This is a genomic window from Krasilnikovia sp. MM14-A1259, assembly GCF_047159535.1.
GTDB lineage: Bacteria > Actinomycetota > Actinomycetes > Mycobacteriales > Micromonosporaceae > Actinoplanes.
Map to the genome: position 1 here is coordinate 7,790,728 of NZ_BAAGAJ010000002.1, position 12,345 is coordinate 7,803,072.

At 72.6% G+C, this 12,345-nt stretch carries 10 protein-coding genes and 1 pseudogene; 8 read left to right on the plus strand and 3 right to left on the minus strand.

Features of this window, described 5'->3' with window-relative positions; genetic code table 11:
• The first annotated feature begins 127 nt into the window (after positions 1-127).
• The 3 genes from kstD (ACMCNK_RS35125) to ACMCNK_RS35135 are packed head-to-tail and all read left to right on the plus strand — an operon-like array spanning position 128 to position 4,047.
• Complete coding sequence (kstD, locus tag ACMCNK_RS35125; protein ID WP_412740638.1) at positions 128-1,909, plus strand: 3-oxosteroid 1-dehydrogenase; 1,782 nt, start codon at positions 128-130, stop codon at positions 1,907-1,909.
• 33 nt (positions 1,910-1,942) lie between these two features.
• A complete protein-coding gene (locus ACMCNK_RS35130) occupies positions 1,943-3,580 on the plus strand; it encodes a GMC oxidoreductase (protein ID WP_412740639.1) in 1,638 nt (545 codons plus the stop codon).
• A gap of 35 nt (positions 3,581-3,615) precedes the next feature.
• Positions 3,616-4,047 (plus strand): SRPBCC family protein, encoded by a 432-nt coding sequence (locus ACMCNK_RS35135; protein ID WP_412740640.1) that lies wholly within the window; start codon positions 3,616-3,618, stop codon positions 4,045-4,047.
• A 51-nt stretch (positions 4,048-4,098) separates the two neighbouring features.
• Here ACMCNK_RS35135 and kstR read toward each other — a convergent pair whose 3' ends face one another.
• The gene (gene kstR / locus ACMCNK_RS35140; protein WP_412740641.1) at positions 4,099-4,725 is read right to left on the minus strand and encodes a cholesterol catabolism transcriptional regulator KstR; all 627 of its coding nucleotides are present in this window, start codon (positions 4,723-4,725) and stop codon (positions 4,099-4,101) included.
• Positions 4,726-4,865: 140 nt separating this feature from the next.
• Between kstR and ACMCNK_RS35145 the strand changes: the two genes are divergently transcribed.
• The 5 genes and pseudogenes from ACMCNK_RS35145 (at position 4,866) to ACMCNK_RS35165 (ending at position 9,766) form a co-directional block, all read left to right on the plus strand.
• Positions 4,866-5,933, plus strand: coding sequence for an acyl-CoA dehydrogenase family protein (locus tag ACMCNK_RS35145; RefSeq protein WP_412740642.1), 1,068 nt, complete (start codon positions 4,866-4,868; stop codon positions 5,931-5,933).
• Complete coding sequence (locus tag ACMCNK_RS35150) at positions 5,914-7,062, plus strand: acyl-CoA dehydrogenase family protein (RefSeq protein ID WP_412740643.1); 1,149 nt, start codon at positions 5,914-5,916, stop codon at positions 7,060-7,062. The genes ACMCNK_RS35145 and ACMCNK_RS35150 overlap by 20 nt, the downstream gene beginning before the upstream one ends.
• Positions 7,063-7,220: 158 nt before the next feature.
• Positions 7,221-8,207 (plus strand): annotated as a pseudogene (locus ACMCNK_RS35155) (bifunctional MaoC family dehydratase N-terminal/OB-fold nucleic acid binding domain-containing protein); the annotation flags it as partial.
• Complete coding sequence (locus ACMCNK_RS35160) at positions 8,193-8,591, plus strand: MaoC/PaaZ C-terminal domain-containing protein (protein WP_412741082.1); 399 nt, start codon at positions 8,193-8,195, stop codon at positions 8,589-8,591. The pseudogene ACMCNK_RS35155 and the gene ACMCNK_RS35160, both read left to right, overlap by 15 nt.
• Complete coding sequence (locus tag ACMCNK_RS35165) at positions 8,588-9,766, plus strand: lipid-transfer protein (protein ID WP_412740644.1); 1,179 nt, start codon at positions 8,588-8,590, stop codon at positions 9,764-9,766. Before ACMCNK_RS35160 ends, ACMCNK_RS35165 begins: the two co-directional genes overlap by 4 nt.
• A 15-nt stretch (positions 9,767-9,781) precedes the next feature.
• On the opposite strand, the gene ACMCNK_RS35170 is transcribed toward ACMCNK_RS35165, so the two are convergent.
• Positions 9,782-10,612, minus strand: a complete 831-nt coding sequence (locus ACMCNK_RS35170; RefSeq protein ID WP_412740645.1) for a MaoC/PaaZ C-terminal domain-containing protein — start codon at positions 10,610-10,612, stop codon at positions 9,782-9,784.
• Positions 10,612-12,279, minus strand: coding sequence for a 3-oxosteroid 1-dehydrogenase (gene kstD, locus ACMCNK_RS35175; RefSeq protein WP_412741083.1), 1,668 nt, complete (start codon positions 12,277-12,279; stop codon positions 10,612-10,614). The genes ACMCNK_RS35170 and kstD (ACMCNK_RS35175) overlap by 1 nt, the downstream gene beginning before the upstream one ends.
• Positions 12,280-12,345 lie beyond the last annotated feature (66 nt).

Below are 12,345 nucleotides of genomic sequence, written 5' to 3' on the forward strand. Positions count from 1 at the left end.
CAGACCCCTTTGACAGCAGGGCTCATCTCGCCAATAGTAGAACACGTTACAGTCCTTGTCGCAGTCGTTGCGAAGGCGCCCGCAGCGACCCCGAGGCACGTACCGCTCCCTGCCCTAAGGAGCTCCGATGCCCCCAACCCTCAGCCGGCGTACGGTCCTCGCGGGTGCCGCAGCCATCGGTGCGGGCCTGGCGGTCGGGTCGACCTCGCCCGGTCGCCAGGCTCTCGCCGCCGAGCAGCAGCGCGCGGCACTTGCCGCCGAGCAGCAGTTCGACGCGGTCGTGGTCGGGTGCGGCGCCGCCGGGATGACCGCGGCCCTGCGCCTGGCCAGGCGCGGTGTCAGCGTCCTCGTGGTGGAGAAGGCGTCGACGTTCGGCGGTTCCGCGGCCCGCTCGGGTGCCGGGATCTGGATTCCGAACAACGAGGTCATCCTCGCCGCAGGGGTACCCGACACGCCGGCGTCGGCGTCGGCCTACCTGGCTGCGGTGGTCGGCGGCGACGTGCCCACCGCCAAACAGCAGGCGTTCCTCGACAACGGCCCGCAGATGATCTCGTTCGTGCAGGCGAACAGCCCGCTTCGTTTCAGGTACATGGCGGACTATCCCGACTACTATCCCGAACTGCCCGGCGGCATGCCGCAGGGCCGCTCGATCGAGCCGGACCTGTTCGACGGCAACCTGCTCGGCCCGGAGCTGGCCAACCTGAACCCGGCGTACATGCCTACCCCTCCGGGGATGACGGTGTTCACCACCGACTACCGGTGGCTGGTCCTCGCTCTGGTCAATGTGCACGGCACCGCCGTCGCGGCCGAGTGCGCCGCCCGGTACGCCTCCGCCGTCCTGCACGGACGCGCGCCGCTCACCATGGGGCAGGCGCTCGCGGGCGCGCTGCGCGCCGGGCTGGCGACGGCCGGCGTGCCGGTCTGGCTGAACACGCCGTTCCAGGACTTCCAGTTCGACGGGCAAGGACGGGTCACCGGTGTCGTCGTCAACCGCGACGGATCCCCGACCGTGATCCAGGCGAGCCGTGGCGTCATCGTGGCCGCGGGCGGGTTCGAACACAACCTCGCGATGCGGCTGGCGTACCAACGCAAGCCGATCGGTACTGACTGGACGGTCGGTGCCGCCGCGAACATGGGCGACGGTATCCAGGCCGGCCTGCGCGCGGGTGCGGCCACGGACTTCCTGGACGACGCGTGGTGGGGACCGGCCATCCCGCTGCCCGGCGAGCCGTACTTCTGCCTGGCCGAGCGCACGCTGCCCGGCTGCATCCTGGTCAACAGTGCCGGGTCGCGGTTCGTCAACGAGGCGGCGCCGTACAGCGACGTCGTGCATGTCATGTACGACAAGAACGGCGCCACGCCGGACATCCCGGCCTGGCTCGTGTTCGACCAGAACTACCGCAACCGCTACCTGTTCCGGGACGTGCCGCCGGTGCTGCCGTTCCCCGACTCCTGGTACGACGCCGGAGCCGTGTTCCGGAACCCGACGCTCGATGGCCTCGCCCGCGAGATCGGCGTCCCCGCGGATGCGTTGTGTGCCACGGTCGCCCGGTTCAACCGGTACGCCCTGGCCGGTTCGGATCCCGACTTCCATCGCGGTGACAGCGCGTACGACCACTACTACACGGACCCCTCGGTGCACCCGAACTCGTGCCTGGCCCCGCTCTGGCTGCCACCGTTCTACGCCTGCAAGATCGTGCCGGGTGACCTCGGTACCAAGGGCGGGCTGCGTACCGACGCCCGCTCCCGGGTGCTGCGCGCCGACGGCACGGTCGTGGCCGGCCTCTATGCGGCAGGCAATTCGAGCGCCGCTGTGATGGGGCACAGCTACGCCGGTGCGGGCGCCACGATCGGGCCGGCGATGACGTTCGGGTACATCGCCGCCAACGACATCGCCGACCACTCCTGACCACACCTGCCCGAGACGCTCGAAGGGCCGCCCATGCCCAGTCATCCCCGACCCCCGTCACCGGAAATCTCCCGCCGAGGACTGCTGCGGGCCGGCGCCGCCGTGGCGGCGTTCGGTGCGTCGGCGGGCGCGCTGCTGGCCCGGGCGTCCGCGGCGAACGCCGTCCTGTCCGACGGCGACCACGTGCCCGCCCTCGTCGTCGGCAGCGGCTACGGCGGCGCGGTCACCGCGCTGCGGCTGACCCAGGCCGGGATCGCGACCAGCATCGTCGAGATGGGGATGGCCTGGAACACCCCCGGATCCGACGGCAACGTCTTCTGCGACATGGTCAAGCCGGACCAGCGCTCGTTCTGGCTGCGGACCTCGACCGACCAGCCGCTCGGCTACTTCTTCGGCATCCCGGTCAACAAGCCGATCGGCCGGTACACCGGCGTGCTGGACTCCGAAAGCTTCTCCGGCATCCGCGTCTACCAGGGCCGGGGTCTCGGCGGCGGATCCCTCGTCAACGGCGCCATGGCCGTGCTGCCCAAGCGTGACTACTTCGAGGAGATCCTGCCGTCGGTCGACGCCGATGCGATGTACCGCACCTATTTCCCCCGCGCCATGGCCACGCTCGGGGTCAACAACGTCGACCCGGCCTGGTTCGAGTCCGCGGCGTGCTACCAGTACGCCCGCCTCAGCCGGGACGAGGCCCATGCCTCCGGCTACCGGACCACGTTCATCCCCAGCGTGTACGACTTCGCGTACATGGCGAACGAACAGGCGGGTACCGTGGCGCGCTCCGCGCTGGGCAGCGAGGTCATCTACGGCAACAACCACGGCAAGCGGTCACTGGACAAGACCTACCTGGCGGCCGCCGCGGCGACCGGACGGCTGACCGTCACGACCCAGCACGTCGTCACGGCCGTTGCGCCGGCCAATGGTGGCGGCTATGTCGTGACGCTGACCCAGGTCGGTACGACCGGCGATCCGGTGACCACCAAGACCGTCCGGGCCGACCGGGTCTTCCTCGCGGCCGGCAGCGTCGGCACCAGCAAACTGCTCGTCGCGATGAAGGCGCTGGGCAAGCTGCCCGGCCTGGGCGACGCGGTGGGGCAGGGATGGGGAAACAACGGCAACGTCATGGTCGCCCGTGCCAACCACGTCTGGCAGCCGACCGGCTCGCTGCAGTCGGCCATGCCGGCGGTGGGCATCGACAACTGGGCCGATCCAGCCGGGCCGGTGTTCGCGGAGATCGCGCCGTTCCCGTCGGGGAACGAGACGTGGATCAGCCTGTACCTGGCGATCACCAAGAATCCCCACCGCGGCAGTTTCGTCTACGACACCGGTACCGGCGCGGTCGATCTGACCTGGCGTACGGAACAGAACCAGCCGTCGATCGACGCGGCCAGCCGGGTCTTCGACACCATCAACCGGAGACAGGCCACCATCTACCGCAGCGACCTGTTCGGCGTGTGCAAGATCTGGGGCGACGACCTCACGTACCACCCGCTCGGCGGTTGCGTCCTCGATCAGGCGACCGACAACTACGGCCGGCTGCCCGGACATCCCGGCCTGTACGTCATGGACGGTTCATTGATCCCCGGCAGCACCGGCGTCAACCCGTTCGTCACGATCACCGCCCTGGCGGAACGCAACATCGAAAAGATCATCAGCACCGATCTGCCGTAGGTCAGGTCGGACCGTGCAGTTCAAGGAGGAACGTGATGCCCAAGGTCAGTGTCTCCGCCGATGCGACGGCCGAACCGCAGCGGGTCTGGCAGCTGGTCGTGGACCTGTCCCGGGTCGCCGAGTGGAACACGATGCACGAGGGCTTCACCGGTGAGGTACCGGCGAGCCTCGGCACCGGCGCGACCTACCGGCAGCGGGTGAAGCTGATGGGGATGCCCGCGGAGATGGCGTGGCGGGTGACCGACGCGGTCGCGGCGCAGCGTCTCGAACAGTCCGGTGACGGTCCGATGGGCGTGAAGGCCAAGAGTCGTTTCGTGATCGAGCCGTCCGGGGAGGGCTCACAGATCACGTACGAGATGGAGTTCACCGGTCCGGCGCTGGCCGGACCGATGGCCGGGATGCTGGAGAAGCAGGCGGGCGCGGCGACTCAGCAGTCGTTGGCCAAGCTGACCGCCCTGCTCGGCTGAATCCGGACGCGGCGACGCCGTCGCGCCACCGGCGGCGTCGCCGCGTCCGGGTCAGCGCAGCAGCAGGCGGCTGGCCAGCTCCAGGTGGTTGATCACGTCGTCGGCGGAGGCCCGGCGCGTCACCCAGGCCACCAGATTGGACAGCCATACGTCGCCGATCACCCGGGCCTTCGCCCGGTCGTCCGCGTCCGGCTCGCCGTCGTGCATCGCCCTGGTGAAAATCTCCTCCATCAGCCGCGCCACCGCGTTGACCTCGGCGCTCGCGGACGGGTCGGCGAACATGAACGCACGGGTCATGGCCTCGGTGACCAGCGGTTCACGCTGCATCGCCCGGGTCACCCGGTCGAGCACGAACTGGACCCGCTCGTACGGGGTATCGCCGGGCACGGGCCTGCGGTGCAGTTTCTCCTGGATCCGCTCCAGCTCCACTGCCAGGGCCGACACCAGCAGATGGATCTTGGAGGGGAAGTACCGGTACAGCGTGCCCAGTGCGACCTCGGCCAGCTCGGCGACCGCGCGCATCTGTACCGCCTCGTAGCCGCCCTTCGCGGCCAGACGCAGTGTGGCCTCCAGGATCCGGCGGTGCCGGTCCCGCTGGGCGGCAGAGCCGTGCTCGGCGTCCGTGCCGGCGAGCACCCGGCGCCCGGTGCCATTTCTGGTATTCGTTCTCGCTGCCATGATTGCCCTTCGCGGCGGTTCGACCACGATCGGTGACCAGGTCATTCGCTCCCCCCAAGGGTAGCAACGTCCGGCGGTGAGCCCGTGACAGCCGCCGGAGCCGCCAGTAAACTGAAACGTGTTCTCATTTGGTCCGGAGGGTGGCGATGGACTTCGAACTGGACGAGGCGCAGCGGGCCGTCGTCCGCCTCGCCGGTGACGTGCTGGACGACAACGCGGACACCCCGGAACGCCTGTGGAAGGCGCTCGGGCAGGCGGGCCTGCTCACCCTTTCGGTTCCGGCCCGGCTCGGCGGCGCGGGCCTGGGCGTACTGGAAACCGCGCTGGTTCTCACCGAGATCGGGCGCCGGGCGGCCGGAGTCCCGGCGCTGTCCACCCTGGCCCTCGGCGTGCTGCCGGTGACCCGGTGGGGCGGCCCGGGCCAGCAACGCGACCTGCTGGATGCGGTGCGCCAGGGACAGGTCCTCACCGCAGCGCCGGCCGAGCCGGGCGAACCGTTCCCGGACCGGCCGCGTACCACGGCCACCACCGGCTGGAGGCTCCACGGTACGAAGACCGGCGTGCGCGACGCCGAGCAGGCGTACCGGATCCTCGTCCCGGTGAGCCTGGCGGCCGGCGGAGTCGCGGTCGCCGTCGTCGACCCGGCGGCTCCCGGCGTCGCACTGCGGCGCACGCCCACCTCGGCGGGCACCCCGGAGTACACCCTCACGCTGGACGGGGTGGCCGCACAGCCGCTCGGCGACGACACCGACGGCCGCAGCGTCGCCGACCTGCACCGGTTCGCGGTCGCCGGTGCCTGCGCGGTCGCCGACGGGCTGCTTGCCGGGGCGCTGCGGCTGACCGCCGACCACGTCCGTACCCGGCACCAGTTCGGCCGCCCGCTCGCCGCGTTCCAGGCCGTCGCCCAGCAGATCGCCGACGTCTACGTCACCGCGCGCACCCTGCGCCTGGCCGCGCTCGCCGCCTCCTGGCGGCTGGACGCGGACCGGCCGGCGGACGACGACCTGTGGGTGGCCGCGTACTGGCTGACCAGCGAGACACCACCGGCCCTGCGCCTCTGCCACCACCTGCACGGCGGGCTCGGCCTGGCCGCCGACTATCCACTGCACTCCTACAGCGCGCAGCTGCGCGACCTGGTCCGCCACCTCGGCGGCAGCGAGTACTGCCTGCACCGGCTGGGAGGGTGTCTTGCTCATCGACCTGACTGACGAGCAGCATGCGCTGCGGCAGCGGCTGCGGGCGTACCTGACCGATCTGGTCTCACCGCGGCAGCGGGCCGCGCTGCGCCACGATCGGCACGGCCCGGCCCACCGCGAGGTGGTCTCGCGGCTGGGCCGTGACGGCTGGCTCGGCCTCGGGTTCCCCACCAGCTACGGCGGCGGCGGGCTCGGCCCGGTGGAGCAGCAGATCTTCGTGAACGAGGCGGCCCGCGCCGACGTGCCGCTGCCGTCGGTCACCCTGCAGACCGTGGCGCCGACCCTGCTCGCGCACGGTACGCCGGAACAGCGCGACTTCTTCCTCCCGCGCATCCTGGCAGGCGTTCTCCACTTCGCCATCGGGTACACCGAACCCGAGGCCGGCACGGACCTCGCCGCGCTGCGCACCCGCGCGGTGCGCGACGGCGACGCGTACGTGGTCAACGGCCAGAAGACGTTCACCACCGGCGCGCACGACGCCGACTACCTGTGGCTCGCCGCCCGCACCGATCCGGACGCGCCGCGCCACCACGGCCTGTCCATTCTCATCGTGGACACCCGCGACCCCGGGTACGCGTGGACCCCGATCATCACCTCCGACGGCGCACACCACGTCAACGCGGTCTACCTCACCGACGTACGCGTGCCGGTGTCGATGCGGGTCGGTGAGGAGAACGGTGGCTGGCGGCTGCTGACCACCCAGCTCAACCACGAGCGGGTGATGCTGGGACCGGCCGGGCGTCTTGGCGCCCTGTACGACCGCGTGCGGACGTGGGTGTCCGCGAACCCGCCGCTGCCGGACCACCCCGACGTACGCCGCACACTCGCACGCACTCACGCCTGCCTGCGCGTCAACGAGCTGCTCAACTGGCAGGTGGCCGGCACCGACCCGCCCTCGGTGGCGGACGCGTCGGCGACCAAGGTCTTCGCCTCGGAACGGCTGCTGCGGCTCGGCCAGGACCTCGAGGAGCTCGTCGGCCGGTACGGCGACCCCACCGACCCCGCGACCGCCGACCTGCTGTCCTGGCTGGACCTGCAGGCCAAACGCAACCTGGTGCTGACGTTCGGCGGCGGCGTCAACGAGATTCAGCGGGAACTGATCGCGTCCGCGGGCGTGGGCCTGCCCCGCGTGCCCAGATAGCAGCGGCCCGCCCGGCAGGGCCGACCGTGCCGCGCGACGGCAGGACAGGAGCGTGCCGAATGGACAAGCCGAGCACGGAGGCCGCCGAGGCCGCCACCGCCCGGAGTACCGCGACGCCGGCGGTTGGGGACGGCGCCACTGCGGCGGGTGAGACGATCATGGCGGCCGCGCGGCGTATCCGCGCGGCGGGCGAGTCGCCGGCCCGGCCGGCCCGGGACCCGGTCAACCTCCCGGCGATCCGCGACTGGCTCGGGGCGATCGGCGACACCAGTCCGGTCTACGAGAGCGACGGGCTGGCCCCGCCCGCGATGGCGCAGGTGTGGACCATGCCAGGGCTGCGCCCGGACGCACCGGACCCGGCCGACCCGCTGCGGGCCATGTCGGCGGTGCTCGACCAGGCCGGGTTCACCTCCGTGGTAGCGACGGACAGCACGCAGACGTACCACCGGTACCTGCACGTCGGCGAGCAGGTGTCCGTGCGTAGCCGGCTCACCGAGGTGACCGGGCCCAAACGGACCACGCTGGGGGAGGGCTGGTTCATCACGACCGAGAGCACCTGGCGCGCGGGCGCCGAACCGGTCGCGGCGATGCAGTTCCGGGTCTTGAAGTTCCGGCCCGGCACCGCGCGCCCGGACCCGGGAAGCGGCGTCACGTCGACGGATCCCGCCCACGGCGCTACTTCCCAGGCCGGTGCCGCTTCCGGGACCGGTGCTGCCTTCGAGGCGGGGCCCGCTTCCCGGACCGGTGCTGCTTTCGGGGCGGGTGCCGCGTTGCGGCCGGTGATCAGCGCGGACACCGCGTACTTCTGGGCCGGGACTGCCGTGGGTGAGTTGCGGATCCAGCGCTGCGGCGAGTGTGGCGCGCTGCGCCACCCGCCCGGCCCGGCCTGCCCGTGCTGCGGCGCCACCAAACCCGGGTACGTGCCGGCCGCCGGCACCGGCCGCATCCACAGTTACGTCGTGCACCGCCACCCGCCGCTGCCCGGCCGCCGGCTGCCCGTCGTCGTGGCGCTCATCGACCTGGACGAAGGGGTACGCATGACCGGCGAGCTGCGCGACGTGGACCCGGACGACGTACACATCGGCATGCCGGTGCGAGTCGAGTTCGTCCGCGTCGACGACGAGCTGACGCTGCCGGCGTGGCGCCCCGCCGACCAGCCCGGGGGCATCCTGCCGACATGGGAGCTGGCGGTGACCCCCACGGTCGTGATCAGCACCGCCCTCGCCACCCGCGACTTCCAGGACGTCCACCACGACCGCGACGCGGCCGTACGGCGTGGCGGCCGGGACATCTTCCTCAACATCCTCGCCACCACGGGCCTGGTGCAGCGCTACGTCACCGACTGGGCCGGTCCCGAGGCGCGCGTACGCGGCGTCGCGGTCCGCCTCGGCACACCGTGCTACGCCAACGACACGCTCACCTTCACCGGGCGGGCGGCGCCGGACGCCCGCGGCGAACGGGTGGTCACCGTGAGCGGCCGCACCGCGCGGGGCGAGCACGTCGCCGCCACGGTCCGGGTGTCGTCATGATCGCGGGGACCGCGGCCGTCGCTGGGATCGGGGCCACCGAGTTCTCCAAGGACTCCGGCCGCAGCGAACTGCGGCTCGCGGTCGAGGCGGTCCGCGCGGCGCTCGACGACGCCGGCCTGGCCCCCGGCGACGTCCAGGGCCTGGCGACGTTCACGATGGACAACACCGCCGAGGTCGCCCTCGCCCGGGAACTGGGGATCGGCGAGCTGACGTTCCTCAGCCGGATCGCGTACGGCGGGGGAGCGGCGTGCGCGGTCGTGCAGCAGGCCGTGCTCGCCGTCGCGGCCGGGCTGGCCGACGTGGTGGTCTGCTACCGGGCGCTCAACGAACGCTCCGGCCGCCGCTTCGGGCAGGTGTCGGCCGAACTGCTGGCGCCCACCTCCGCGGGCGTCGACGCGAGCTGGCACCACCCGATGGGGCTGGCCACTCCGGCCGCGATGGTCGCCATGGTGGCCCGGCGCTACCTGCACGACACCGGCGCCACCACGGACGACTTCGGCCGGGTCGCGGTGGCGGCGCGCCGGCACGCCGCCACGAACCCGCACGCCTGGTTCCACGGCCGCCCGATCACCCTGGACGACCACCGGACGTCGAAGCCGATCGCGGAGCCGTTGCGGCTGCTGGACTGCTGCCAGGAGAGCGACGGGGCGGTCGCGCTGGTGGTGACGTCGGCGCGCCGAGCCCGTGACCTGCGGCAACCACCCGCGGTGGTGTGCGCGGCCGCCCAGGGCAGCGGCCCCGACCAGTACGTGATGACCAGCTACTACCGCCCGGAGGTGGGTGCGCTGCCGGAGATGGGCGTGGTGGCCCGCCAGCTCTGGCGGCAGTCCGGGTACACGCCGTCGGACGTGCGAACCGCGGTGCTCTACGACCACTTCACCCCGTACGTGTTGATGCAGCTCGAAGAACTGGGCTTCTGCGGCCGGGGGGAGGCGCGGCACCTGATCGCCGACGGCGGCATCGAACTGGGCGGGCGGCTGCCGGTCAACCCGCACGGCGGGCAGCTCGGGGAGGCGTACATCCACGGCATGAACGGCATCGCCGAGGCGGTCCGTCAGGTACGCGGCACCGCGGTCAACCAGGTGCCCGGCGACGGCCCCGTGCTGGTCACCGCGGGCACCGGCGTACCGACCAGCGGGTTGATCCTCGGCCCGGACCTCAGCCCACCGGGTTGATCCCGGGCCCGCGATTCAGCGGAGCGTGATGGCCGCGTCGGACAGTGCGGGGGCGTCGTCGCGGTCGGCGACCGTGGCGCTGACCAGCAGGCGGCCGTCCTCCCGCCAGATCCGGGTGCGCAGCGTCTCGCCGGGGAACACCACGCCGGCGAACCTGGCGTCGTAGCCGGCCACCCGGTCCGGCTCACCGTCCAGCACGGTGTCCACGGCCGCCTTCGCCACGATCCCGTACGTGCAGAGGCCGTGCAGGATCGGTCGCGGGAAGCCCGCCGCAGCGGCGAACGCGGGGTCGACGTGCAGCGGGTTGCGGTCGCCGCACAGCCTGTACCACAGCGCCTGCCGGGGATCGGTGGGGCAGAGCGTTTCGACGTCGGGCTTGCGGTCGGGTACGGGTATGCGGGTGGACGGTCCGCGGTCGCCGCCGAAGCCGCCTTCGTCGCGGGCGAAGACACTCATCCGGATCGTGAACAGCGCGGTGGTGGTCTCGATGACGATGACCGCGGCGTTGCCCTTGTCGTGGACGGCGGCGACGCGCGAGGTCGCGTGCGCCCGCCCGGCCCGCGGGATGGGCTGGTGCAGGACCAGCTCCTGGCGGCCGTGCACGACCCGGGCCAGGTCGACGTCGACTCCCGGCATTCTCAGCGCGGGCGGCTCGGTGGTGCCCAGCGTGGTGGCGACCGTGGCGAACGTGGGCAGCACGCCGCGCAGGGCGCCCTCGTACACGTACGACAGCTCGTCCGGGCCGGCGCCCACGGCGAGGTGGTAGAGCAGCACGTCGGTGCTCTCCCATTGCAGTTCCCGGGCCGGCAGGGCGGCGCCGACGGCGATCGCGGGGTCGATGGGCATCAGTCCTCCTGAGCGGGTGCGGTGGCGGGTGTGACCCCGGCCAGGTCCAGCGCGGCGAGATGGCCGAACGCCATGGCGGGGCCCAATGTCGCGCCCGCCCCGGCGTAGCCGCGTCCCATCACCGAGGCGCTCACGTTGCCCGCCGCGTACAGGCCGGGGATCGGTGTGCCGTCGCCGCGCAGCACCCGGGCCCGTTCGTCGGTGCGCAACCCGCCCTTGGTGCCCAGGTCGCCGGGGACCACCCGGAACGCGGAGAACGGAGGCTTGGTGACCGGGCCCAGGCAAGGGTTCGGCCGGTTGCGGGGGTCGCCGTAGTAGCGGTCGTAGACGGAGTCGCCGCGCTTCAGGTCGTCGTCGTGGCCGCGGGCGGCGAACGCGTTGAACCGTTCCACGGTCGCCCGCAACTGTTCGGCGGCGACGCCGATCTGCCCGGCCAGCGCGTCCAGGGTGTCCGCGCGGCACGCCACCCCGGCGTCGAACCAGCGGCGCGGCAGCCGTGCGCGCGGGGCGTACCCGGCGAACAGGTAGCGGTTCCGGTACCGCTGGTCGGTCACCAGCCAGGCCGGCACCCGCTCCGGCGCGGCGAGCATGGCGTGCATGGCGTCGACGTACGGCGCCGACTCGTTGACGAAACGCCGGCCCGTGGCGTCCACGATCAGGCAGCCGGGCAGGTTGCGTTCGGCGAGGCAGAAGTACGGCCCGCCGGTGAGCGGCAGCACCGGGCCCCACCACGCCTCGTCCATCAGGTCCAGCGCGGCGCCCAGACGCCGGCCCGCCTCGATGCCGTCGCCGGTGTTGCCCGGCGCGCCGACCGTCCACGCGGCACCGACCTGCTGGTACCGGCGCCGCATCTGCTCGTTGTGCTCGAATCCACCGCTGGCCAGCAGTACGCCCTGGTGCGCGCGCAGCCGCACCGGCCGCCCGCCGGTCTCGGCATCGATCCCGGTGACCCGGTCGCCCTCGACGAGCAGACCGGTCATGGGTGTGTCCAGCCGGACCTCGACCCCGGCCGCGCGCAGCCCGGCGCGCAGCCCGGCGGCGAGCGCCTGTCCCATGGTGAGCCGCCGCCGGTGCCGCAGCCGAGCGGTCACGCCGCCCGCGGCGAGCCGGGCCGCGGTGGTCAGCGCCCGCGGGTGGCGGATGCCCAACGACAGCCACCGGTAGTCCGCCGCGGTCACCGCGACGCCGTCCGGCGCGGCCCGGTACGGCGGGGCGAGCGTGCCCAGGTCCGGCCCGATCAGGCGGGCGTCCAGCGGCCGCGGCTCGACGCTACGGCCGCCGGGCAGCCCGCCGGGCGCCTCGGGGTGATAGTCCGGATAGCCGGGCACCCACGCGAAGTCGAGCGGCGTGTGCGCCCGGACGAACGCGAGCATGGCCGGACCGGCGGCCAGGAACGCCTCCCGGCGTGCCGCCGGCACCTCGGACCCGGCGACATGGGCCAGGTAGGTGCGGGCGGACGCGGCGTCGCCGGTGACCCCGGCCCGCCGGAGCACGTCGTTGCCGGGCAGCCACAGACCTCCGCCGGAACGGGCGGTGGAGCCGCCGTACACGGCTGCCTTCTCCACCAGCGCCACGCGCAGGCCGTGGTGCGCCGCGGTGAGCGCCGCGGTCATCCCGGCGGCGCCGCTGCCGACCACGACGACGTCGAACTCGCCATCGTCCACCATCACTAGAACAGGTTATAGTTATTGCCGTTCCGGCGCCATCGCGGGCCGGAAAACCGTTCTGCTACG

Bases quoted from the DNA above. Each gene is read 5' to 3' on its own strand.
- ACMCNK_RS35165 (WP_412740644.1), top strand. From the start codon at position 8,588: ATGATCGCGGGGACCGCGGCCGTCGCTGGGATCGGGGCCACCGAGTTC.
- ACMCNK_RS35130 (WP_412740639.1), top strand. From the start codon at position 1,943: ATGCCCAGTCATCCCCGACCCCCGTCACCGGAAATCTCCCGCCGAGGA.
- kstR (WP_412740641.1), bottom strand. From the start codon at position 4,725: ATGGCAGCGAGAACGAATACCAGAAATGGCACCGGGCGCCGGGTGCTC.
- kstD (WP_412740638.1), top strand. From the start codon at position 128: ATGCCCCCAACCCTCAGCCGGCGTACGGTCCTCGCGGGTGCCGCAGCC.
- ACMCNK_RS35135 (WP_412740640.1), top strand. From the start codon at position 3,616: ATGCCCAAGGTCAGTGTCTCCGCCGATGCGACGGCCGAACCGCAGCGG.
- ACMCNK_RS35170 (WP_412740645.1), bottom strand. From the start codon at position 10,612: ATGCCCATCGACCCCGCGATCGCCGTCGGCGCCGCCCTGCCGGCCCGG.
- kstD (WP_412741083.1), bottom strand. From the start codon at position 12,279: ATGGTGGACGATGGCGAGTTCGACGTCGTCGTGGTCGGCAGCGGCGCC.